Raw genomic sequence first — 22,634 nt, 5'->3', positions numbered from 1 at the left:
CACGGGACCCGATCGATTCTGAGATTTCTCCCATCCGATACCGACGGGGCTCCGAACAGATGTCGACGCCACGGAGAGGCCGTGGCTGAAGTTTCTGAAGGAGCTCGAGATGTTCAGCACCAAGAAGAAGGTCACCGCAGCACTCACCCTGACGCTCGCCGGAGCATTCCTGCTCTCCGCGTGTTCGACCGGCACAGCGCCCGCCGAGGAGTCGTCGGAGCCGACGACGTCGGAGTCGGCTGAGCCCACGACCGAGGCGATGGATCCGGCCGCCAACCTCGTCGGAGCCGGTTGCTCCGCCTACGCCGAGGCCGTCCCGGACGGTGCCGGATCGGTCGAGGGCATGTCGAAGGACCCGGTCGCCGTGGCCGCCTCCAACAACCCGCTGCTCAAGACGCTCGTCGCAGCGGTGAGCGGTCAGCTCAACCCCGACGTGAACCTCGTCGACACGCTCAACGGCGACGAGTTCACCGTCTTCGCACCGGTGGATGACGCCTTCGCGAAGATCGACCCCGCCACCATCGAGACGCTCAAGACCGACAGCGCACTGCTGAGCTCGATCCTGACGTATCACGTGGTCCCCGGCCAGATCGCACCGGACGAGATCGCCGGCATGCACACCACCGTGCAGGGCGCCGACCTCGAGGTCACCGGCAGCGGTGACGACCTGATGGTCAACGGAACCTCGACCGTCATCTGCGGTGGCGTCCAGACCGCCAACGCGACCGTGTACCTGATCGACACGGTCCTGATGCCCCCGATGTAATCAGGGACACGACCTGCCGGGTGGGGATCTCCCGGCAAGCGACCTTCTCTCGTCTCGGGGGAGGAACGTGAGAAGGAGAAGGGGCCGCCGGTGATGGTGTTCACCGGCGGCCCCTTCTGTGCGCACTAGACTTGTCGGACGGGCCTTTAGCTCAATTGGCAGAGCAGCGGACTTCAACAAAATAGGAGCGCCTCGGAGGAAACTCCGGGGATGACACCACTCAAAGTCGGGGAACCCTTCCTGGGAAACCAGTTGGCAATCCCGAGCCAAGCCGGACCAGCGGTCCGGAAGGTGTAGAGACTGGACGGGTGGCACCTACGGCGAGAGCCACGGTGAAGGGACAGTCCAGACCACGAACGCCGGAGACGGCGGCGGCGAAAGTCGAAGTGGCAAGTTAATCCGCGGGTTGTGGGTTCGATCCCCACAGGGCCCACCCCGTCTGATCCCGAGCGCGACGAGCAGTCATGTCGCACGGTCGGGATATCGTGCCCCTCAGCGAGAGAGCGGGGAGGCCGACATGCACGACGCGCTGTCGTCATCCGCACCGGATGAATCGGAGAAGCGCTGCGGCTCGTGCCGGGCGATCAAGCCGCTGACCGCGTTCAATCGGAAGTCCTCTCGCGCGGACGGACGGCAGGAAGTCTGCCGAGAGTGCAATCGGACGTCGTCGCGCGAGTACTATCGCCGGAATCGGGAGCATCACGTCGCCGTGATCCGAGAACGCACGAACGCCCAGAAGCGAGCAAGCATCGCGTTCGTCTGCGAGTATCTGCGGGATCACCCGTGCGCCGATTGCGGTGAAGCAGATCTCCGAGTCCTCGATTTCGACCATCGCCCCGGGAGCGAGAAGCGGGACGGCGTCATGCAGCTGGTGCGGAACGGCTTCAGGATCGCCGTCGTGGCTGCCGAGGTCGAGAAGTGCGACGTGCGCTGTCGGAACTGCCACGCGATCGTGACCTACGAGCGGATGGGAGAGAACTGGCGCTCACTCGCGATGAACGACCTCTTGCGCACCTCCGTCCCCGAGTCATACAGTTAGGCAAATGCCTAAGTATCAGGATGACGTCGACGCCGTGCTCCGCGCTCTCGCGGATCCGACGCGCCGCGCTGTCGTCGAGCGCCTGGCCAAGTCCCCCGCGGTGGTCTCCGAGCTCGCCGAGCCGTTCGCGATGGCGCTGCCGTCGCTCATGCAGCACCTCCGCATCCTCGAGGACGCGGGGGTCATCAGCTCGGAGAAGCGCGGCCGCGTCCGCACCGTGACTCTGCGCCCCGGCGCACTCGACGTGCTGCACCTGTGGCTGGGCGACCAGCGCACGCCCGCCGAGCACCAGGCCGACCGCCTCGGCATCCATCTCGCCCTCACCACCCCCCAGGAGAACTGACATGACCCGCGTGCGCATGGCCCTCTTCACGTCGCTGGACGGCTACACGCCCGACGACCCGACACCGACGCCCGAGAACCCCATGGGTGAGGACTGGGGCCGTCTCACGGCCGCGTACGCGGCGACCCGCACCTTCCGCGCGAAGATCTTCGGTGACACGAGCGGCGCCGGAACGACCGGCATCGACGATCGATACGCCGCGGCGTTCTTCGACGGCATCGGTGCCGAGATCATGGGCGCGGGGATGTTCGGCCTGCACGCCTTCCCCGACGACCCGGATTGGAAGGGCTGGTGGGGCGACGCCCCGCCGTTCGGCACCCCGGTGTACGTCCTCACCCACTCCGCCCCTCGCCCGTCGATCGCGATGGACGGCGGTACGACCTTCCACTTCCGAGACGCGGCGATCGAAGACGTGCTCGCCGAGGCGACAGAAGCCGCGGGCGGTCTGGATGTGCGGATCGGCGGCGGATACCGCACAGCGCGGGACTTCCTCCGCGCGGGCCTGGTCGACGACCTGCACCTCATGGTGGCGCCGATCTTCCTCGGCCGCGGCCACCGTCTCTGGGATGATCTGCGCGGCTTCGACCTCACCCACACCGTGACGACGGAGGTCGCCGAGAGCGGCGAGATCCACGTCACCCTGACACGGGAGGGCGACCGATGACGACAGAACGCCGACTCGCCCGTTCCGGATTCACCCTGACCCGCGACTACCCCGCCGGCGTCGAGCGCGTCTGGGACGCCTTCGCCGTGGAGGAGCAGAAGCTCCGCTGGTGGGGCGCCGGCGAGTCGATGAAGACGCGCGAGTGGGCGTTCGACTTCCGCGTCGGCGGTCGCGACGTCGCCGAGAGCCGGTTCCACGATCGTCCGGTCTCGCGCTACGAGGCGACCTACACCGACATCGTCGAGCACATCCGCATCGTCACCACCTACGACATGTGGATCGACGGGGCGCACATGTCGACATCCGTGGCGTCGCTGGAGTTCGAGCCGATCGACGGCGGGACACGGTTCACGCACATCGAGCACGGCGTCTTCTTCGATAGGTTCTGGGCCGACGGGCAGGGGCGCGAGGACGGCACGCGAGGACTGCTGGGGGCGCTCGGCCGATACCTCGGCTGACGCACCCGCCGTATCACCGCCGCCCGACTTCGGCCACCCCCTTCACTCCTCCGGGGGCCCGCGAGAGAGTCGACACGTCCCCGAGACCTGCGGGGACGACTCTCCCACGAAAGGACGAACGATGACTCTCACCGGCAGCCGAGTGGCATTCCTGGCGACAGACGGATTCGAGGACAGCGAGCTGACGAGCCCGTGGGATGCCGTGACCGCAGAGGGCGCATCCGCGACATTGATCGCCCCCGACGGCGGCCGGATAACCGGCAAGAACGGTCATGAGCAGTCGGTGGACCTCACCGCCGCAGAGGCGGCCGCCGAGCAGTTCGACGCCCTCGTGCTCCCCGGAGGCGTCGTGAACGCCGACCACCTGCGCATGGACCCACCCTCGATCGCTCTCGCCCGCGCCTTCTTCGAGCAGCACAAGCCGGTGGGAGTGATCTGCCACGGCGCGTGGATCCTCATCGAGGCCGGCGTCGTGAACGGCCGCACCCTCACCAGCTACCCGAGCCTGCAGACCGACCTCCGCAACGCCGGGGCATCCTGGGTCGACGAGGAGGTCGTGGTCGACCAGGGCCTGGTCTCCAGCCGCACCCCCGATGATCTGCCGGCCTTCAACGCGAAGCTCGTCGAGGAGATCGGCGAGGGGCCGCACGCCGGCCAGACCGCCTGATCCGCGCGGTCAGGCTGCTCGCGCCCGATGCCGGCGGACCGCCGCCCGGTTCGCGCAGCGCACCGAGCAGAAGCGCTGGCGACCGTTGCGCGTGACGTCCGCGACGACGTTCGTGCACGGCGAAGCCTGACAGCGACCCAGCCTGCTCATGCCGCGAGTGACGAGATGCAGCGAGGTTCCCAGGTTGATGACGGCCCGGAGCACGTAGGGCAGCGACTTCACGTCGTCGCGGTAGTGCAGGTGCCATCCCTCGCCGTCGTGGTTCGTCAGCCGCGGGTAGGCGGCCGTCGCGGCGAGCTCGGCGTTCAGCAGGTCGGCTCGGGCGGCGGGATCCGGCTCGTCGACGATCTTCAGCCAATCGTCGATGACCGCCCTGACCTCGGCATGATCGCCCGGAGCAGGTGGGAAGGTCTGCGTCATCCCGAGCTCGAGCGTGCGTTCCTCGATTCCCGTGCGGTCCGCCGGCCAGTCGTTGGCGAGCGACGCCGCCAGCAGGACCGCGTACTCGCCGTAAGGGTTGAGATGCATAAGAGCATTACATCACGCTGGATGCATGACCGCATTGCACACCCGCCCGATCCCCCGCATCCCTCGATCCACGACGCCGCACGAGCACGCATGGCTCGTCGAATCGCGGCATCCGACGAGCGACGGCATCGTGCTCTACGTCCGCTGCGCCGGATGCGCAGTGCGGCGCGTCGACCTGCAGCCGCACCCGCACACCCCTCCTTCGGCGCTCAGCACCGAGGTCTCCGCGCGCACGAACTGACTCGGAGGCTCAGGCGACGACGATCTCGCCGTTCTCGGGCACTCGCCGCACACCGGCCGCGCTCGTGAAGACGAGGGGGATGCCGCGGGCGTTCCGCCCGAACGACTCCGACGCCTGCACGTGCACGTGCGGCTCGGTGCTGTTGCCGGAGTTCCCGCATTCGCCGAGCACGTCCCCCGCCGTCACGCGCTGCCCCGGGCGCACGCGAATGCTCCCTCGGCGCAGGTGTGCGAGCAGCACCAGCGCTCCACCCACCCTGATCACGACGTGATTGCCGGCGATCGCGGAGGCGCCGCGGCGGACGCGGGACGGCTGGCTGAGCGCGTACCCGAGCAGCGCGATCACGGAGCGGCGTGCCACGTGATCGCTCTCGCCGTCGAGCACCGAGACGACCTCTCCGGATGCCGGAGCGAGGATCGGCCGACCGAAGCCGATGAACGACTCGGGGCGCTCCGTGCCGAAGACGCTCCTCAGCGTGCGAGGTGCACTCCGTCCGTCTTCGCCGACGGGCACGAAGTCGATCGCGTGCGAGGTGCCGAAGAGCGTGGTGCCGTGGCTGGGAACTCGCGCAGCCGGGCTGTTCTGCACCAGCCACCGCCCGGTGAAGGGCAGCGCCAGCTCGACGGCATCCGCAGCGCTCACGCGGTCAGCTCGATGAGCTTCCGGACCGTGCGGAGGTTGCGCGCCGTGCCCGCGACGCCGAGAGCGCGGTCCAGCACCGCCTTCGTCAGCTTCGTCGAGTGCACGCCGCCGCTGCCATAGTCGATCCAGAGATCGTCGTCCACGAGCGCGAGGCGCTCTCCGGGCTGGAGCCGCTCCTCCAGCGCCTCGAGCGCGCCCGCCTTGCCGGCCCTCTCGAGGAACATGGCGTGCACGAACTTCTCCTCACCGTCGGGGAACGGCTGAGCCTTCTCGGAGGCCACGAGCTGGGCATGGCGGCGATGGATCACGGGGGTGTCGACGCCGAACTCCGCGGCGATCGCCTTCCGCACGGCGGTGCAGGCCGCATCCGGCGTGGTCGGCGTCTCGCAGATGATGTTCCCGCTGGCGATGTACGTGGAGACGTCCTCGAGGTCGGTCTCCGCGGCCAGGACGTCGCGTAGCCGCGCCATCGGCACGCTGTTGCGCCCGCTCACGTTCACGGCCCGCAGCAGCAGGACGCTGCGGGTCACGCCTCTGCGCTCTCGACGAGCTCGGCGCCCGCGTGCGCGAGCTCTGTGAGGGCAGCCTCGCTGGATTCCGCACCGACGCCCGCGACGAGATCGGTGAGCACGCGCACCCGCACGCCGTGGGCGATCGCGTCGAGGGCGGTCGCCCGTACGCAGTGGTCGGTCGCGATGCCCACGACATCCGCTGTGAGCACCCCGGCTCCGGTGAGCACGGCGCCGACGGTCGATCCCTCCTCTGTCACGCCCTCGAACATCGAGTAGGCGGCAACGCCCTGTCCCTTCTGCACATGATGCGTCACGGCATCCGTCGTCAACAGGGGGTCGTACTCCGCCCCCTCGGTTCCGGCGACGCAGTGGACCGGCCAGGTGTCGACGTAGTCCGGCTCCGCCGCGAAGTGCCCGCCGTTGTCGCCCTCGGCATCGTGCCAGTCGCGCGACGCGACGATCACCGCATAGTCGGCTGCGTGCACGGCCAGGAACGTGGAGACGGCGGAGGCGACCGCGTCACCCCCGGCGACGGCGAGGGCGCCGCCTTCGGTGAAGTCGTTCTGGACATCGACGATGAGAAGCGCTCTGCTCATGGTTCGAGGGTACGCCGTGGGGAAAGGGAAAGGCCCCGTGATGTTCTTCGCATCACGGGGCCTTCGGAGCCGCTTGTCAGAATCGAACTGACGACCTTTTCATTACGAGTGAAATGCTCTGCCGACTGAGCTAAAGCGGCGTGCGACGCGTGAGCGGCGCGATCACCGATATTACCCTGTCTCGCGGCTCGTCGCGAATCGAGCCCGCATCACTCGCAGCGCAGACCGTCCTCCGGCACCACGTCGTCGAGCAGGAATGCCTCCACGGCGTCGTCGACACAGGCGTTGCCCTTGTTGTAGCCGGTGTGGCCTTCGCCGACACGGGTGATGAGGACACCCTCCTCCAGCTGGTTCGCGAGCGACTCGGACCACTCGTACGGCGTCGCCGGATCGTTCGTGGTGCCGATCACGAGGATCGGCCCCGCGCCCTCGGCCTTGATCTCACCGCGGGTTCCCGTGGGCGGGTAGGGCCAGACCGAGCACGAGTCGGGGCCGTTCCAGTACGGGGCGATGGTCGGAGCGCCCTCGGCGATCTTCTTCGTGATCGCGGCCTCGGCATCGGGGTCGTCCTCGACCGGGTAGTCCATGCAGTTGTACGCACGGAACGCCTCGGAGGAGTTGCTGAGGTAGGCGCCGTTCTCCCGCTCGTTGTAGAAGTCGGCGAGCAGGAAGGCGGTCGTCGGGTCGCCCTGCAGCGCCTCGTCGAGCGCCTGGGTGAGGTAGCCCCAGCTGTCTTCCGAGTAGAGCGCCGCGATGATGGCGGTCATCATCGAGTCGGCGCCCATCAGGCGTCCGTCGCCGTTCTTGAGCGGCGTGCGGTCGGCGCTCGCGAGCAGGGCTCCGAGATCGGCCATCGCCTCGTCGACCGTGCCGTTGAACGGGCAGCTTCCGGAATCGAGGCAGTTCTGCATGTAGGCGCGCAGCGCCGATTCGAAGCCGAGGGCCTGGGTCGCGCCGACCTCGAGGCCCGGGACCGCGGGGTCGATCGCGCCGTCGAGCACGAGCCGACCGGCCTTCTCGGGGTACAGCTTCGCGTAGGTGGCGCCGAGGAAGGTGCCGTAGGAGTAGCCGAGGTAGTTCAACTGCTTGTCGCCGAGCACCGCACGGATCAGATCCATGTCGCGAGCGGAGTTGATCGTGGTGATGTGGGGCAGGATGCCGCCGCTGTTCGCGTCGCACGCCTCGGCGAAGGCCTTGTGCGACTCGAGCAGCTCGGCCTCCCACTCGGGCGTCCCGCGCGGGGCGTCGGGGATCGTGTAGAGGTAGTCGTCCATCTGCGCTGCGTCGTAGCAGGTGACGGCCGTCGAAGCGCCGACACCGCGAGGATCGAAGCCGATCACGTCATAGTTCTCGATGAGGTCTGCTCCGACCGCGAAGTCGAGGCTGCCCTGGATGAGCTCGACGCCGCTGGCACCGGGCCCGCCCGGGTTGGTCAGCAGGGAGCCGATCGCGGTGCCCTCGGCCTGGTGGCGCACCACGGAGAGCGTGATCTCCCCCGCGCTCGGGTTCTCCCAGTCGAGCGGCGCCGTCACGTCTGTGCAGTCGAAGCCGGTGCCGCACGTCGTCCACGTGAGCGTCTGCGAGTAGAACGGGAGCAGATCGGCGGAGACGCCCTCGGTGTCGGGCGCGTTCGTCGACGAGGGCCGCGGAGCCGCCTGCTCGGGGATCATGGCGTACAGGCACCCGGAGAGGGCGACGGATGCCGCTGCCAGGCCGGCGACGATCGCGGCGGCGCGGCGGAAGCGGGAAGTCGATCGGTTGTTCACGGTTTCCTCCCGCTCGTGATCGTCACGAGCAAGCTCTCCAGGGCGAGCAGCGGGGCGACGTTGCGCTCCAGCGACTGCCGCGTCTCGGCAAGGTGGTCAAGTACGACAAGAGTACGTGTCTCGGGCCAGGCGGATGCGAGGCCTGCCAGCTCGGCGCGCAGCTCGGTGTTGATCAGATCGTCATCTCTGCCGAACTGCAGCATGACGACGTCGCGGAACAGGGATTGGAGGTCGGTGAGCACCCGGTCGATGCCGTCACGCAGACTGCGCGTGGCGCGCTTCTTCTGGTCGTCCTCGAGAGCGGAGAGCTGCGTGCGCAGAGCCGGCGGGACGGGCTGCCCCTCGGCGATGCCCACGGTCCGGAGCATCGAGGCCCTCTCCGTCGCATCGCGCTCGGCCGTGAGCGCTTTCGCGTCCTCGGTGGCGGCCTGGATGATGCGACCGGCCACCTCGACGGCGTCGCCGACACCGCGCACGCCGAGGACGGAGCGCAGGGTCTCGTCGCGCCGACGGCGAGCCGATTCATCGGTCGCGAGCCGCTGCGCCATGCCGATGTGGCGTTGCGCATGCCGGGCGGCCTGCTCGGCGATCTCCCCGTCGACGCCGGTCCGCAGGCTGATCAGACGCGCGACGTCGGCCACGTCGGGCTCGCGGAGCCGCAGCGACCGCACCCGGGAGCGGATGGTCGGCAGCAGGTCGGCCTCGCTCGGGGCGCACAGGATCCAGACGGTCTGCTCCGGGGGCTCCTCCAGCGCTTTCAGCAGCACGTTCGAGGTGCGCTCGACCATGCGATCGGCGTCTTCGACAACGATCACCCGGTATCGTCCGGCGGAGGGCGCGAAGTACGAGCGCTCGACGAGCGCGCGCGCCTCGGCGATGGTGATGATGACCTTGTCGGTGCGCAGCGCCGTGACGTCGGGATGCGTGCCGGCGAGCACCTGGCGCATCGCCGCCTCGTCGTCGGGACGATCGGCGACCAGCGCGGCGGCGAAGGCGTGCGCGAGCGTCGAACGGCCGGACCCGGGTGGACCGGTGATCAGCCAGGCGTGCGAGAGCGCTGCGGGATCGGATGCTGCGGCGCGGAGCGTCTCGACCGCTGCGTCCTGCCCCCACACATCGGCCCACGGGAACGGGGCGGCGACGGTCTGGGGCATGACCTCAGCCTAATCGGGAGCACCGACGCCCGCGGCACGGCATCGGCGCGGCCCCCGCGACCGCGGGTGCCGGCTCACCGTGAGGCGAGCAGGCTGTCGACGCGGGCGCGGATCAGCCCGGCGATGTCGTCGGCGGATGCGGCGGCGTCGACCACCAGGAACCGTTCGGGCTCGGCAGCGGCCAGCGCCAGGTAGGCGTCCCTGACCCGCGCGTGGAAGTCGACCTGCTCCGCCTCGAGCCGATCGAAGGGCTTGTCCGCGGAATCGAGGCGCACGCGCGCCGCGCCGGGGTCAAGGTCGAGCAGGATCGTGAGATCGGGCAGCGCGCCCTCGGCGGCCCAGAGCGACAGGTCGCGGATCTCGGTCGCGTCGAGCACGCGTCCCGCACCCTGATACGCGACCGAGGAGTCGAGATAGCGGTCCTGCAGCACGACCTCGCCGCGGTCGAGGGCGGGCCGGACCACGGTCGCGACATGGTGCGCCCGGTCGGCCGCATACAGCAGCGCCTCCGCACGCGGCGCGATATCGCCGCGGTGATGCAGCACGATGTCGCGGATCAGCTGACCGACCTCTGACCCGCCGGGTTCACGGGTACGCACGACCGTGCGCCCGGCATCCGTCAACCAGGAGGCGAGCAGATTCGACTGCGTGGTCTTGCCCGAGCCGTCGCCGCCTTCGAGCGTGATCCACACACCACCGCCTGGGGTCACGAGCCCGCCTTCGCAGCGGCGTTCGCGGCCCGTGTCGCGGCGGCCTTCTTCGCCGCGGCCGAGCGCGCGGCCGAGGTCGCGGCATCCGTCTTCTTGGCGGCCGGCTTCTTGGCGGCCGGCTTCTTGGCCGCGGTCTTCGCCGTCGCGGTCTTCGCCGCCGTGGTCTTCGCCGCCGGCTTCTTCGCGGGAGCCTTCTTCGCTGCGGGCTTCTTGGCGCCGCGTTTGGGAGCCGACCCCTTCGCGCGCTTGTCGGCGAGCATCTGCACGGCGATCTCGAACGTGATGTCCTCGACCTTCTGTCCGCGCGGGATCGTGACGTTGGTCTCGCTGTCGGTCACGTACGCCCCGAAACGACCGTCGCGGATGCGGATCGGCTTGCCGCTGACCGGGTCGGCGTCGAACTCGGCGAGCGCGCTGGACGCGCGTCGAGCGCCGTACTTCGGCTGCGCGTAGATCTCGAGCGCCTGCTCGAGCGTGACATCGAAGATCTGCGATTCGCTCTCGAGCGACCGCGAGTCCGTGCCCTTCTTCAGGTACGGACCGAACCGACCGTTCTGGGCCGTGATCTCCTCACCCGACTCCGGATCGGTGCCGACGACGCGCGGGAGGTTCAGCAGCTGCAGGGCCGTCTCGAGATCGATCGAGTCGACCGACATCGAGCGGAACAGCGACCCGGTGCGGGGCTTGGGGGCGGTCTCCTTCTTGGCTCCCCGCTTGGGCTTGGGAGCCTCGACGACCTCGCCGGTCGACTCGTCGACCGCGGCATCCTCCGACACCGGGTCGTTCTCCTGCACATAGGGACCGAATCGACCGTCCTTGACGACGATGATCTTGCCGTTCTCGGGGTTCTCCCCCAGCACGCGGTCGCCGGCGACGGGAGCATCGATGAGCTCCTGCGCCTTCGCCTGCGTGAGCTCGTCGGGCGCGAGGTCCTCCGGCACGTTGACGATGCGCGGCTTGGCATCGGGGTTCTCCGGATCGGCGACCTCGAGGTAGGGACCGTACTTGCCGAATCGGAGCGTGGCCGTGTCGGTGATGCGGGTGGAGTTCAGCGCACGGGCGTCGATCTCGCCGAGGTTGTCGACGACCTGGCGGAGGCCGGTGCGGCTCTCGGATCCGAAGTAGAACGACTTGAGCCACTCCACCCGGTTCTGCTCGCCGCGCGCGATCGTGTCGAGATCGTCTTCGAGCGCCGCAGTGAAGTCGTAGTCGACGAGCGCGGCGAAGTGCTCCTCGAGCAGACGCACCACGCTGAACGCGAGCCAGGTGGGAACGAGCGCCTGACCGCGCTTGACGGCGTAGCCGCGGTCGAGGATCGTCTCGGGGATCGAGGCGAAGGTCGACGGGCGGCCGATGCCCTTCTCCTCGAGCACCTTGACGAGCGAGGCCTCGGTGTAGCGGGGCTTGGGCGTGGTGCGGTGGCCCTTGGCCTCGGCATCCGAGACGGCGAGCGCGTCGCCGACGGCGACGGCGGGCAGGGACTGGTTCTCCGCCGCGTCCGCATCCCCGCGCTTCTCGTCGCGCCCCTCTTCATAGGCCTCGAGGAAGCCCTTGAAGGTGTAGACGGTGCCGGATGCCGTGAACTCGGCGAGCTGGGCGGCACCCTGCCCCTTGAGCTCCGCGGAAGTGTCGACGGCGATCGTGACGGTCGTCGTCTCGTACTTCGCGTCGGCCATCTGGCTGGCGACGGTGCGCTTCCAGATGAGGTCGTAGAGACGCTGCTCGTCGCGGTCGAGCTCGCTGGAGAGGGATGCCGGCGTGCGGAAGTTCTCGCCCGAGGGACGGATCGCCTCGTGAGCCTCCTGCGCGTTCTTGCTCTTCGACTTGTAGACGCGCGGCTTCAGCGGCACCGCGGCGTCGCCGTAGAGCGCGACCGCCTGGCTCCGCGCCGCCTGCACCGCCTGGGTGCTCAGCGCCGTGGAGTCGGTACGCATATAGGTGATGTAGCCCTTTTCGTACAGACGCTGGGCGACGCCCATCGCCTGCTTCGCGCCCATCGAGAGCTTGCGGCCGGCTTCCTGCTGCATGGTCGAGGTCGTGAACGGCGCGTAGGGGCTGCGGGTTCCGGGCTTCGCCTCGACCTTGGTCACGGTGCCGGCACCGACGGCGTCGACGGCTTGGGCGAGCGACGCGGCCGTGGCCTCGTCGAGGATGACGACGGCCTTCTTGAGCTTGCCGGTGTCGTCGAAGTCGGTGCCGCGGGCGAGCTGCCCGCCGTCGACCCGGACGAGGCGGATCTTGAAGGACGTCCCCGTCGCTGCGGCGGCGGCATCGACGTCCCAGTACTCCGCCGAGACGAACGCCATGCGCTCGCGTTCGCGGTCGACGATCAGGCGGGTGGCGGCGGACTGCACGCGCCCGGCGGAGATGCCGGTCTTGACCTTGTACCAGAGCACCGGCGAGACGTCCCAGCCGTAGAGGCGGTCGAGGATGCGGCGGGTCTCCTGCGCGTCGACGAGGTCGTGGTCGAGCTCGCGGGTGTTTCCCACAGCCGCCTGGATCGCGTCCTTGGTGATCTCGTGGAAGACCATGCGTTTGACGGGAACCTTGGGCTTCAGAGTCTCGAGCAGGTGCCAGGCGATCGCCTCGCCCTCGCGGTCCTCATCAGTGGCGAGCAGGAGCTCGTCGGCGGTCTTGAGCGCGCGCTTGAGCTCGGCGACCGTCTTGGTCTTCCGATCGGACACGACGTAGTACGGGTCGAAGCCGTTCTCGATGTCGATCGAGTACTTCCCGTACGCCTCCTTGTCGGCGGCCGGGATGTCCTTCTTGTCAGCGAGGTCGCGGATGTGGCCGACGGAGCTGAGCACCTCATAGCCGTCGCCGAGGTATCCCTGAATAGACCGCATCTTCGTCGGGGACTCGACGATGACGAGCTTCTTGCCTTCAGCCAAGGGGGCGTCCTTTCTTCGAAGCACACCATACACACCACTGTGTGGGGTCGTTCACAGTGAGTGAGGTCGCGCGGCCGTCAGTGACCCTCGGGTGGCCCGGCACGGGCGCGGGAGACGGCAGCCAGACCAGCGTACGCCGCCTGCACCTGCACAGTCGCCACGAAGCCCTGCACGGTGCAGCCGGTGAGGGTCGCTCCGGAGGCTCCCGCCACCCGCGCCGCGAGTGCGCAGGGGCCGTCGGCCGACGGCACCGCACCGCTGGCGGCATCGGCGGCGGCGAGCGCGGCGGCGTCGGCTGCCCCGGCGGCGCGCTGAGCCGTCACAGCCGCCCCGCCGACGGCGGCGAGCCCCAGGGAGAGCGCCGCCGCGACGGTCAGGAGGCCCGCCGCGAGCGCCGTGCCGGCCATCAGCGGCCGCCGTCGAGCGCGCAGCTCGATGCCTGCAACGGGAGACGGATGACGGCGCCGAGCGACACGTCGATCGATGCGGTGACGCACACGAGGTCGCCGGAGCGGGATGACGAGATCCCCGCTCCCGGGACAGCGCGGCCCACGATCCCCTCCGCCGCACCGGCCCCCTCGCCGCGCCCGAGGAGACGAGCGGCATCGGCGGCGGCATCCTGCAGAGCGACCTGACGGGATGCCGCCCCGAGGGCGCCGGCGCCCAGGAGGAGAGCGAGGAGCACAGCCGGGAGCGCGAGCGCGAGCTCGGCGGCCACCGAGCCGCGCTCCCCGCCGAGGCGCGCTGCCGCGGAGAGCACGCTCACGCCACCGTGAGCGCTCGGCGCACGAGGTCGGTGAGGATGCCGCGCACCTCGTCCGACCTCATGATGACGACGAGCAGTCCGGCGAAGGCCACGGCGGCCATGGTCGTGATCGCGTACTCGGCTGTGGCTGCTCCGGTGTCGTCGCCGAAGAGACGTGCCGCGCGGCGGCGATCCAGCGTGGGAAGGGCGTTCATGGTGTTCCTTCTTTCTCTGTGATGTCTTCCGCTGTCGTTCACAGCGGAAGCGGGGTCGAGGCGAGCACGCTGAGCAGCAGCGGTGCCACGCCCAGCAGCAGGAATGCCGGCAGCGTGCAGACGCCGAGCGGGATGAGCAGGCGCGTCGAGAGCTTCGCCGCGCGCAGGCGGCCCTGCACTCGAGCGGAATGCCGGTCCTGGGCCGCGGCTGCTCGGAGCAGTTCGCCCGCCGGAACGCCTGCCGCGCGGGAGAGGTCGAGCACGGTCCTCACGCGCTCCTCTTCTCCGGCTCCGGAGACCGCACTCTCCGCGACGAGCCGAAGCGCCCGGTCGATGGAGGCACCGCCGGCGAGCGCGACGGCGACCAGCTCGGCCCTCATACCCGGGGTGCCCGGAGCAGGACGCGCCTTCTTCAGCAGGCTCCGCGTCCACTGCCGCGCGGCCACCACCAACAGCAGCCCCGCCACCACACACGCGGCGCCGAGCGGGTTGGCGATGATCACGCCCAGCGTGTCGAAGCCGAGGGCGAAGCCCAGCAGCAGTCCGCCGAACGGCATCCACAGCAGGAGGCGCGCGGTTCCCGCGGGCTCCGCCAGCGCGATGCGCACGTCGTCGGCCGCGGAGGCCGCGTCACGCAGCGTCTCGGCGATCATGCGGAGCACCTCGGCCAGCGGCGCGCCGACGGTCGTCGCGATCTCCCACGCGGCGGCCAGATCGGCCCACGCGCCACCCTCGGCCTCGATCGCGTCGAGCAGGGGAATCCCGGACGCCACGCGGTCCACGACGGACGCGGCATGTCGATCGCCCGTCTCGGCGAGGTGTCGCCAGGCGACGAGCGGCACGGCACCCGCCTGGAGCAGCACGGCGAGGGTCTGCACCGAGGTCGCCGCATCCGCCGCATCGGGTTCGATCACGGCCGGTCGGCCGAACCGGATCACCACGGCCGGACCTCCTCGATGCCGAGTCGCTCTCGGTCCAGGACGAGCCGTCCCGCCTGGGCGATGCGCCGGGTGCCGTCGGGCGCGCGCTCGAGGTGCAGCACAATCGTGAAGGCGCTGACGGCCTGCCGGGCGAGCGCCGTGGCATCCATCCCGGCGAGGGCCCCGAGCGCCTCGAGGCGCGCCGGCACGTCGCGCAGACCGCTCGCGTGCAAGGTGCCCGCGCCGCCGTCGTGCCCGGTGTTCAGGGCGGTGAGCAGCTCCCGCACCTCCTCACCGCGACACTCCCCGACCACGAGGCGATCGGGCCGCATGCGCAGCGACTCCCGCACCAGCCGGGCGAGACTGATCCCGCCCGCGCCCTCGAGGTTGGCCTGACGCGCCTCGAGCGCGACGTGATGAGGGTGGCGAGGGCGGAGCTCCGCGACGTCTTCGATCGTGACGATGCGCTCGGCGGCGGAGACCTCGGACAGCAGCGCCGAGAGCAGGGTCGTCTTGCCCGTGCCGGTGCCGCCCGTGATGAGGATGTTCGCCCGCTCGGCGACCAGCGTCGTGAGCCAGCTCTGCTGGCGGGCGTCGAAGGATCCGAGCGCCGCGAGTGCATCGAGGTCGGCGGCGCGCACACGAGGAATCCGGATGGACAGCGCGGTCCCCGTCGTCGACACCGGCGCCAGCACGGCGTGGACGCGGATGCCGGAGTCGAGGCGCACATCGACGCACGGCGCCTGATCGTCGAGGTGCCGACCTCCGAGCCCGACGAGCGCTACCGCCAGGTCGCGGACCTCGCACTCCGACGCCCTCCAGGTGGGCACGGGCTCGGCGCCGCTCCCCCGGTCGATGAACAATCCGTCCGCTCCGTTGACGAAGACGTCGGTGACGGTGTCATCGACGCAGTGCTCGGCGAGCGGTCCGAAGGCCGGGTCCACACGCAGTCGCTCGGGGGCGCCGGCTGCGGCGAGCGCTGAGCGCGTTCCGCCTCGCGGCTGGATGACGAAGGAATCGGCCATGACGCGAAGCTATGCCGAGCCTCGGTCACGGCGACCGCCGCACAGCGGCCGACGCCGTGTGCTGTGCAGAAGCCCCGGCATCGGTGTTCCCGTGCAGAACCGGGAGATGGCGCAGCACCAGTTGAGAGCGAGAGCGCTCCCAACGGAAATGGGCGGCATCTCACGGGGGGAATGAGATGCCGCCCACGGTGGGCCACGATCGGGGGAATCGGGCGCACCAAGGCACGAATGAGAATTCGGCTGACGTCGAGTGTACGCAAGGCGACCGTCCTGACAAAACCCGCTCCACTACCGACTTTCGGCAGTATGCGCGCTCGGGCGCCGGGGATAGATTCGCCCTGACACGGCGGTGGCAGAGTCACGCCGTGCCCGCATGACCCGTGATGCCGCAAAGGAGCGCCTGCTGATGAGCAGCCAGATCGACCACCTTCTCGACGAGACCCGGAAGTTCCCGCCGTCGGAGGAATTCGTCGCCCAGTCCGTGTCGTCGCCCGAGCTCTACGAGCGCGCGTCCGCGGATCGCGAGGCCTTCTGGGGCGAGCAGTCCCGCGACCTCCTGCACTGGCACACGCCTTTCACGCAGGTTCTCGACTGGACCAACCCGCCGTTCGCGAAGTGGTTCGACGACGGCGAGCTCAACGTCGCGTACAACTGCCTCGACCGCCACGTCGAGGAGGGCAACGGCGACCGGATCGCGCTGCACTGGGAGGGCGAGCCCGGCGACAGCCGCAGCATCACGTACGCCGAGCTCACCGATGAGGTCAAGCGCACGGCCAACGTGCTGGCGGGCTTCGGCGTCGGCCAGGGCGACCGCGTGGCGATCTACCTGCCGATGATCCCCGAGGCCATCGCCTCCATGCTCGCCGTGGCCCGACTGGGTGCCATCCACTCCGTGGTCTTCGGCGGATTCAGCGCCGACAGCCTCCGCGCACGCATCGACGACGCGGGCGCGAAGGTCGTCATCACGGCCGACGGCGGCTACCGCAAGGGCAAGGTGTCCGCGCTGAAGCCGGCCGTCGACCAGGCGCTCGGCGACCGCGGAGAGGGCGAGCAGCAGACGGTCGAGCACGTGCTCGTCGTCCAGCGCGGCGGAAACGACGTCGACTGGGTGGAGGGTCGCGATGTCTGGTGGCACGACGCCGTGCCCACGGCATCCGCCGATCACACGGCCGAGGCCTTCCCCGCCGAGAACCCGCTCTTCATCCTCTACACCTCCGGCACCACGGGGAAGCCGAAGGGGATCCTGCACACGTCCGGCGGCTACCTCACCCAGGCGGCGTACTCGCACAAGTACGTGTTCGACCTCCACCCGGAGACGGACGTGTACTGGTGCACGGCCGACATCGGCTGGGTGACCGGGCACTCGTACGTCGCCTACGGTCCGCTCGCCAACGGCGCCACGCAGGTGCTGTACGAGGGCACGCCGGATGCTCCGCACCCCGGCCGTTGGTGGGAGATCATCGAGAAGTACAAGGTCTCGATCTTCTACACCGCACCGACCGCGATCCGTTCGTTCATGAAGATCGGACGCAGCATCCCCGCGAAGTTCGACCTCTCGTCGCTCCGCCTGCTGGGCTCGGTGGGCGAGCCGATCAACCCCGAGGCGTGGATGTGGTACCGCGAGGTCATCGGCGCGAACAAGGCGCCGATCGTCGACACCTGGTGGCAGACCGAGACCGGCGCGATCATGGTCTCGGCCCTCCCCGGGGTCACCGCGACCAAGCCCGGCTCCGCGCAGGTGCCGCTGCCCGGCATCACGATCGACGTGGTCGACGAGAAGGGCGTCGAGGTCGGCAACGGCAGCGGCGGACTCCTCGTCGTCACCGAGCCGTGGCCCAGCATGCTGCGCGGCATCTGGGGCGACCCGGAGCGCTTCCGCGAGACGTACTGGGAGAAGTTCGAGGAGCAGGGGTACTACTTCGCCGGCGACGGCGCGCGCCTCGACGAGGACGGCGACCTCTGGCTGCTCGGACGCGTGGACGACGTCATGAACGTGTCGGGTCACCGCCTGTCGACCGCCGAGATCGAGTCCTCGCTGGTGGCGCACGAGGCCACGGCCGAGGCGGCGGTCGTCGGCGCCTCGGATGAGACCACGGGCCAGGCGGTGGTCGCCTTCGTGATCATCAAGGAGAGCTACCTCGCCGCGCACGACCCCGCGGGACTCGCCCAGCTGCTGCGGCTCTGGGTCGGCGAGCAGATCGGCGCGATCGCGCGTCCTCGCGACGTGTACATCGTCGGCGAGCTGCCGAAGACGCGCTCGGGGAAGATCATGCGCCGTCTGCTGCGCGATGTCGCGGAGGGACGCGAGGTCGGCGACACCACGACACTGGCCGACACGGCGGTCATGAGCATCATCTCGGCGCAGGTCAAGTAGCCGGCGCCCTTCGACAGGCTCAGGGACCCACCGGTCGCTGAGCCTGTCGACGTGTCAGGCGAGGATGAACGTGACCTCGACCTCGACCGGGCTGTCGAGCGGGAGCACCGGCACACCGACGGCGGCGCGCGCGTGCCGCCCGGCGTCGCCGAAGATCTCGCCGAGGACCTCACTGGCTCCGTTGATGACGCCCGGCTGCCCGGAGAACTCCGGGACGGATGCCACGAAGCCGCCGACCCGCAGCACGCCGGCGATGCGGTCGACGCCGCCCGCGGCATCCGCTGCCGCGGCGAGCGCGTTCAGCGCGCAGGTGCGGGCGTAGCCCTTGGCGTCCTCAGCCGTGACCTCTGCGCCGAGCTTGCCCGTCGCGGGGAGGGCGCCCGCGGTGAACGGCAGCTGACCGGAGGTGTAGACGAGGCCGTCGTGGACGACGGCGGGCACGTATGCCGCGACGGGAGCGGCGACGGCCGGCAGCTTGATGCCGAGCTCGGCGAGGCGTGCGGAGACGGTCATGCCGCGCCTCCCTCGAACTGGCGAGCGGCTTCAGCCGCGGCCGCGAGGCCGGCGTTCGCCGAGGCGTCGGACGTCACGGGACGCTTCAGGTAGGCGACCAGACCGCCCTCCGGACCCTGTACGACCTGGACCAGCTCCCAGCCCTGCTTGCCCCAGTTGTTGAGGATCGCAGCCGTGTTGTGGATCAGCAGCGGCGTGGTCAGGTATTCCCACGTGGTCATGGCACTCCTGTCGATTCGGGCGCCGCACCCCGTGGTGGCAGGCTCGAAACCCGGCGGTTCGAGGGTGCAGGCTCGTCAAAGGCGGTATTCAGGGAACTCCCCTACGATCAAGCGTATGCCCCAAAAGAAGAATCGAACGGTGAGAGGCGTGCTCGGCGGTCTCGTCGGGCTCGTCGGTCTGAGCGCCGTCGCCGGTCTGCTGGTCACGGCGAGCGTCACCCCGGTCCTCGCCATGACCGGAGTCGCCGGCACCCAGGCTCTGACCCTGTTCGACCAGCTCCCCGAGAACCTCAACCCGGGTACTCCGATGGAGCAGTCGACCATCTACGCGACGGCTCCCGACGGCACCCCGGTCGAGCTCGCCTCGTTCTACGAGCAGAACCGCGTCCCGGTCACCTATGAGCAGGTCGCCCCGGCACTGTACGACGCGATCCTCTCGAGCGAGGACAAGAACTTCTACAGCCACGGCGGCGTGAACGTCGGCGCCACCGTCAAGGCCCTGGTCGACAACGTGCGCGGCACGTCGAGTCGCGGCGCCTCGACGATCAGCCAGCAGTTCGTCAAGAACGTGCTGATCCAGCAGTGCGAGCAGGAGGTCGACACGACCTCCGAGACGTACTCGGAAGAGCTGCAGCAGTGCTGGCTCGACGCGACGAACGCGGTCGGCAGCAAGGGCATCGAGCGCAAGCTCCAGGAGATGCGCTACGCGATCCAGATCGAGAAGGACTTCTCGAAGAACGACATCCTTCTCGGCTACCTCAACATCGCCAACTTCGGCGGCACGGTCTACGGCATCGAATCCGCAGCCAACTACTACTTCTCCACGACCGCCGCGAACCTCACCGTCGCGCAGGCGGCGACGCTCGCCGGCATCGTGCAGAACCCGAACACCTTCCGCATCGACCAGCCGGAGGGCACGTCGACGAACGACGACGGCACCGCGGTCAACGGAGCCGAAGACGGGTACTCGCTGACCAAGGACCGGCGTCACTACGTGCTCGGCCGCATGCTCACCGACGGCAAGATCACGCAGGCGCAGTACGACGAGGCGGATGCCTCCGCCATCGAGCCGCTGCTCAACCCGCCGACGCAGGGCTGCGCGTCGGCCGGACGCAACGCGTACTTCTGCCAGTACGTGAAGTCGATCATCGAGACGGACCCGTCGTTCGGCGAGACCCTGCAGGATCGTCGTGATCTGCTCCGCCGCGGTGGCCTCAAGATCTTCACGTCGCTGGACTTCCGCATCCAGGAGCCGGCCGCCCAGACGATGGCCGACATCGTCCCGACGAGCTACGGCGCGTACTTCGGTGCGACGGGCACCTCGATCGAGGTCGGCACCGGCCGCATCCTTTCGATGACGCAGAACACGCTGTTCAGCGAGACGATCACCGACAGTCCGGACTACACCTCGCTGGTGTTCGCCGGCGACAAGAAGAACGGCGACTCGGTCGGGTTCCCCGTCGGGTCGACATACAAGCTCTTCACCCTGATCGACTGGCTCGAGAAGGGGCACTCCGTCAACGAGCGGGTCGACGGCAGCCTGCAGACGAACATGAAGTTCACCGCGGCGGCCTGCGGCGGCGGCACCATGACCGCCAACACCCGCGAGATCGGGAACTTCAACAGCGCGGCCGGCTACACCGGGACCGTGATGAACTTCACGGCGCAGTCGCTGAACAGCGGTTTCTTCGCGATGGCGTCCAAGCTCGACCTCTGCGACATCAACAAGGTCGCCGACCGCATGGGCGTCACGGTCGCCACGGGCGAGAAGACCACCGACAGCAACGTCCCCTTCGACGTGCTCGGCTCGAAGAACATCTCGCCGCTGGCCATGGCCAACGCCTACGCGACGGTCGCGAGCGGCGGCACGCTGTGCACCCCCCGCGCGATCGATCGCGTCATCGGCGCCGACGGCAAGGACCGCGAGCTCCCGGCATCATCGTGCACCGCCGGCGTCATCAGCCCCGAGGTCGCGGCGACCGCCGCCTATGCCCTCCAGGGCGTCATGAACTCGGGCGGCACCGGAAGCCGGGCCAACCCGGGCGACGGCACGCCGCTGATCGGAAAGACGGGCACGCACAACGAATACGGCACGATGATGATCGAGGCCAGCACCAAGGTCGCGACCGCCGCGTGGGTCGGCCGCACCCAGGGTCAGGACAACATCTACCGCGAGTGGTACGGCGACTGGCAGCTCAACGATCTGCGCTACCCGCTGGCCGAGGTGGCGCAGGCCGCCGCGAACGCGGCCTACGGCGGTGACGACTTCCCGCAGCCCGACCGCAACCTCACCAAGGTCGTTCTGACGGACGTGCCCAGCGTGGTGGGCATGACCGTGGATGCCGCGAAGGCGACCCTCGAGGGCGCCGGCTTCCAGTTCTCGCAGGGTGGAGAGATCGACAGCAACCTCGCCGCCGGTCTCGTCGCGGCCCAGGATCCGAACGGCCAGGCTCCGGCCGGTGCGACGATCACAGTCGCGACCAGCAACGGCTCCGGAACGACCGTGCCCGCGAACCTGGTGGGGATGTCGAAGGCGCAGGCTCAGGCCGCACTGATCGCGGCGGGCTTCACGAAGATCAGCTTCGACGCCTCCTGCAATCCTCCGACGGCCGCCGTGACCGGGTCGGATCCCGCCCCGGGAGCCGCGGCCAGCAAGGCCACCACCGTCGGCGTGACGTGCCAGTAGCCTCCGGCCGATCCGCACACCCGGCCCTCATCGCGCTCGGCGCGGTGGGGGCCGCGGGTGTCGCGGCGGCGGTGTGGGGCATCGGCATCGAGCGCTATCTCTTCACGCTTCGTGAGGAGACGGCACCCGCGCTCTCCCCCGGCTCGACGCCCATCCGCGTCCTGCACATCTCGGATGCGCACATGGCGCCCTGGCAGCATCGCAAGCAGGACTGGCTGGCGTCGCTCGCGCAGCTGAAGCCCGACCTCGTCGTCAACACCGGCGACAACCTCGGGCACCGCGACGGACTCGTGGGCATCCGCCGCGCGTTCGATCCGTTCGCCGGCATCCCCGGGGTGTTCGTGCACGGCTCGAACGATGTCGTCGGCCCGTCTCCGCGCAATCCGCTGCGGTACTTCCTCGGCCCGTCGAAGAAGCAGCACGAACCCGAGACCCTCGACACCGAGGCGCTGGATCGGTACTTCACCGACGAGCTCGGCTGGACCGATCTCGATAACGCGGCCGCGCGGCTGACCGTCGCCGGCAACACGGTCGACTTCTTCGGCGTGAACGACGCGCACCGCGACTGGGATCGGCTCGATCTGCTGCCCGCCGCGATCGGCGACCTCGGCGCAGCGGATGCCGGCATCACGCGGCTCGGCGTCACCCATGCTCCGTACCAGCGGATCCTCAACGGCTTCACCGGCCTCGGCGCGGACGCGATCTTCGGGGGCCACACGCACGGCGGCCAGGTGTGCCTGCCCGGCTACGGCGCGCTGGTGGCGAACTGCGACATCCCGCTGAAGCAGGCCAAGGGACTCAGCACCTGGTCCCACGGCGACCGCACGGTCCCCCTGAACGTCAGCGCCGGCTGCGGCCACTCGATCTATGCACCGGTCCGTTTCGCCTGCCGCCCGGAGGCCACGCTGCTCACCCTGACCGCTCGGACGTGATCGCGCTCACGATTCGGCGCACGGGA

25 protein-coding genes and 1 tRNA gene are annotated in these 22,634 nt (G+C 69.4%); 10 read left to right on the top strand and 16 right to left on the bottom strand.

Annotated elements, in window-relative coordinates; translation table 11 throughout:
• Positions 1-109 precede the first annotated feature (109 nt).
• From LBN7_RS15260 to LBN7_RS15235, 6 genes are all read left to right on the top strand, one after another.
• On the top strand, positions 110-766 hold the full coding sequence (locus LBN7_RS15260; RefSeq protein WP_116635798.1) for a fasciclin domain-containing protein: 657 nt from the start codon (positions 110-112) through the stop codon (positions 764-766).
• Between the two features lie 517 nt (positions 767-1,283).
• A complete protein-coding gene (locus LBN7_RS15255; protein ID WP_407360129.1) occupies positions 1,284-1,805 on the top strand; it encodes a hypothetical protein in 522 nt (173 codons plus the stop codon).
• Positions 1,806-1,809: 4 nt separating this feature from the next.
• The gene (locus LBN7_RS15250; RefSeq protein ID WP_407360128.1) at positions 1,810-2,148 is read left to right on the top strand and encodes an ArsR/SmtB family transcription factor; all 339 of its coding nucleotides are present in this window, start codon (positions 1,810-1,812) and stop codon (positions 2,146-2,148) included.
• A gap of 1 nt (position 2,149) precedes the next feature.
• Positions 2,150-2,812 (top strand): dihydrofolate reductase family protein, encoded by a 663-nt coding sequence (locus LBN7_RS15245; RefSeq protein WP_407360127.1) that lies wholly within the window; start codon positions 2,150-2,152, stop codon positions 2,810-2,812.
• Positions 2,809-3,270 carry an SRPBCC domain-containing protein gene (locus LBN7_RS15240; RefSeq protein WP_341944852.1) on the top strand — a complete coding sequence of 154 codons (462 nt, stop codon included), beginning with the start codon at positions 2,809-2,811 and terminating at the stop codon, positions 3,268-3,270. The genes LBN7_RS15245 and LBN7_RS15240 overlap by 4 nt, the downstream gene beginning before the upstream one ends.
• Positions 3,271-3,391: 121 nt before the next feature.
• Positions 3,392-3,937, top strand: coding sequence for a type 1 glutamine amidotransferase domain-containing protein (locus LBN7_RS15235; protein WP_407360126.1), 546 nt, complete (start codon positions 3,392-3,394; stop codon positions 3,935-3,937).
• Between the two features lie 9 nt (positions 3,938-3,946).
• Here the strand turns inward: LBN7_RS15235 and LBN7_RS15230 are convergent, their stop codons facing one another.
• Entirely contained in the window at positions 3,947-4,465 is a 519-nt protein-coding gene (locus tag LBN7_RS15230) for a CGNR zinc finger domain-containing protein (RefSeq protein WP_407360125.1), read from the bottom strand.
• A 25-nt stretch (positions 4,466-4,490) separates the two neighbouring features.
• Here LBN7_RS15230 and LBN7_RS15225 point away from each other — a divergent pair, with 25 nt between their 5' ends.
• Positions 4,491-4,706: a hypothetical protein gene (locus LBN7_RS15225; protein ID WP_407360124.1), complete on the top strand. Its 216-nt coding sequence runs from the start codon at positions 4,491-4,493 to the stop codon at positions 4,704-4,706.
• A 9-nt stretch (positions 4,707-4,715) separates the two neighbouring features.
• On the opposite strand, the gene LBN7_RS15220 is transcribed toward LBN7_RS15225, so the two are convergent.
• The 13 genes from LBN7_RS15220 to LBN7_RS15160 form a co-directional block, all read right to left on the bottom strand.
• On the bottom strand, positions 4,716-5,348 hold the full coding sequence (locus LBN7_RS15220; protein WP_407360123.1) for a M23 family metallopeptidase: 633 nt from the start codon (positions 5,346-5,348) through the stop codon (positions 4,716-4,718).
• Positions 5,345-5,878, bottom strand: coding sequence for a DUF1697 domain-containing protein (locus tag LBN7_RS15215; protein WP_407360122.1), 534 nt, complete (start codon positions 5,876-5,878; stop codon positions 5,345-5,347). Before LBN7_RS15215 ends, LBN7_RS15220 begins: the two co-directional genes overlap by 4 nt.
• Positions 5,875-6,456 (bottom strand): isochorismatase family protein, encoded by a 582-nt coding sequence (locus LBN7_RS15210; RefSeq protein ID WP_407360121.1) that lies wholly within the window; start codon positions 6,454-6,456, stop codon positions 5,875-5,877. Before LBN7_RS15210 ends, LBN7_RS15215 begins: the two co-directional genes overlap by 4 nt.
• A 67-nt stretch (positions 6,457-6,523) precedes the next feature.
• A tRNA-Thr gene (locus LBN7_RS15205) sits at positions 6,524-6,596 on the bottom strand.
• A gap of 69 nt (positions 6,597-6,665) precedes the next feature.
• Complete coding sequence (locus LBN7_RS15200) at positions 6,666-8,222, bottom strand: alpha/beta hydrolase (RefSeq protein WP_407360120.1); 1,557 nt, start codon at positions 8,220-8,222, stop codon at positions 6,666-6,668.
• Positions 8,219-9,376, bottom strand: a complete 1,158-nt coding sequence (locus tag LBN7_RS15195; RefSeq protein ID WP_116635789.1) for a DNA polymerase III subunit delta' — start codon at positions 9,374-9,376, stop codon at positions 8,219-8,221. Before LBN7_RS15195 ends, LBN7_RS15200 begins: the two co-directional genes overlap by 4 nt.
• A gap of 74 nt (positions 9,377-9,450) precedes the next feature.
• Positions 9,451-10,086, bottom strand: a complete 636-nt coding sequence (tmk, locus tag LBN7_RS15190; RefSeq protein WP_341944845.1) for a dTMP kinase — start codon at positions 10,084-10,086, stop codon at positions 9,451-9,453.
• Complete coding sequence (topA, locus tag LBN7_RS15185; protein ID WP_407360119.1) at positions 10,083-12,977, bottom strand: type I DNA topoisomerase; 2,895 nt, start codon at positions 12,975-12,977, stop codon at positions 10,083-10,085. Before topA ends, tmk begins: the two co-directional genes overlap by 4 nt.
• Positions 12,978-13,054: 77 nt before the next feature.
• Positions 13,055-13,384, bottom strand: coding sequence for a helicase (locus tag LBN7_RS15180; protein WP_116635786.1), 330 nt, complete (start codon positions 13,382-13,384; stop codon positions 13,055-13,057).
• Positions 13,384-13,743 carry a TadE family type IV pilus minor pilin gene (locus LBN7_RS15175; protein ID WP_407360118.1) on the bottom strand — a complete coding sequence of 120 codons (360 nt, stop codon included), beginning with the start codon at positions 13,741-13,743 and terminating at the stop codon, positions 13,384-13,386. Before LBN7_RS15175 ends, LBN7_RS15180 begins: the two co-directional genes overlap by 1 nt.
• Positions 13,740-13,937, bottom strand: a complete 198-nt coding sequence (locus tag LBN7_RS15170) for a DUF4244 domain-containing protein (RefSeq protein WP_341944843.1) — start codon at positions 13,935-13,937, stop codon at positions 13,740-13,742. The genes LBN7_RS15175 and LBN7_RS15170 overlap by 4 nt, the downstream gene beginning before the upstream one ends.
• A 38-nt stretch (positions 13,938-13,975) precedes the next feature.
• Positions 13,976-14,878: a type II secretion system F family protein gene (locus LBN7_RS15165; RefSeq protein ID WP_407360117.1), complete on the bottom strand. Its 903-nt coding sequence runs from the start codon at positions 14,876-14,878 to the stop codon at positions 13,976-13,978.
• Positions 14,872-15,882: a TadA family conjugal transfer-associated ATPase gene (locus tag LBN7_RS15160; protein ID WP_407360116.1), complete on the bottom strand. Its 1,011-nt coding sequence runs from the start codon at positions 15,880-15,882 to the stop codon at positions 14,872-14,874. The genes LBN7_RS15165 and LBN7_RS15160 overlap by 7 nt, the downstream gene beginning before the upstream one ends.
• 406 nt (positions 15,883-16,288) lie before the next feature.
• Between LBN7_RS15160 and acs the strand changes: the two genes are divergently transcribed.
• Complete coding sequence (gene acs, locus LBN7_RS15155) at positions 16,289-18,256, top strand: acetate--CoA ligase (protein ID WP_116635782.1); 1,968 nt, start codon at positions 16,289-16,291, stop codon at positions 18,254-18,256.
• Positions 18,257-18,310: 54 nt separating this feature from the next.
• Here the strand turns inward: acs and LBN7_RS15150 are convergent, their stop codons facing one another.
• Together LBN7_RS15150 and LBN7_RS15145 are read right to left on the bottom strand one after the other, a co-directional pair.
• Positions 18,311-18,769: a RidA family protein gene (locus tag LBN7_RS15150; protein ID WP_407360115.1), complete on the bottom strand. Its 459-nt coding sequence runs from the start codon at positions 18,767-18,769 to the stop codon at positions 18,311-18,313.
• The gene (locus tag LBN7_RS15145) at positions 18,766-18,990 is read right to left on the bottom strand and encodes a hypothetical protein (RefSeq protein WP_116635780.1); all 225 of its coding nucleotides are present in this window, start codon (positions 18,988-18,990) and stop codon (positions 18,766-18,768) included. Before LBN7_RS15145 ends, LBN7_RS15150 begins: the two co-directional genes overlap by 4 nt.
• Before the next feature lie 139 nt (positions 18,991-19,129).
• On the opposite strand from LBN7_RS15145, the gene LBN7_RS15140 reads away from it, so the two are divergent.
• Both LBN7_RS15140 and LBN7_RS15135 read left to right on the top strand, forming a co-directional pair.
• Positions 19,130-21,676, top strand: a complete 2,547-nt coding sequence (locus LBN7_RS15140) for a transglycosylase domain-containing protein (RefSeq protein ID WP_243408931.1) — start codon at positions 19,130-19,132, stop codon at positions 21,674-21,676.
• A complete protein-coding gene (locus LBN7_RS15135; protein ID WP_341944838.1) occupies positions 21,667-22,608 on the top strand; it encodes a metallophosphoesterase in 942 nt (313 codons plus the stop codon). The genes LBN7_RS15140 and LBN7_RS15135 overlap by 10 nt, the downstream gene beginning before the upstream one ends.
• The last annotated feature ends 26 nt before the right edge of the window (positions 22,609-22,634 follow it).

The sequence above is a fragment of the Microbacterium sp. LBN7 genome, from assembly GCF_045690345.1.
GTDB lineage: Bacteria > Actinomycetota > Actinomycetes > Actinomycetales > Microbacteriaceae > Microbacterium.
Note: the sequence above shows the minus strand (reverse complement) of the source record. Positions and strands in the feature narration are given on the sequence as shown.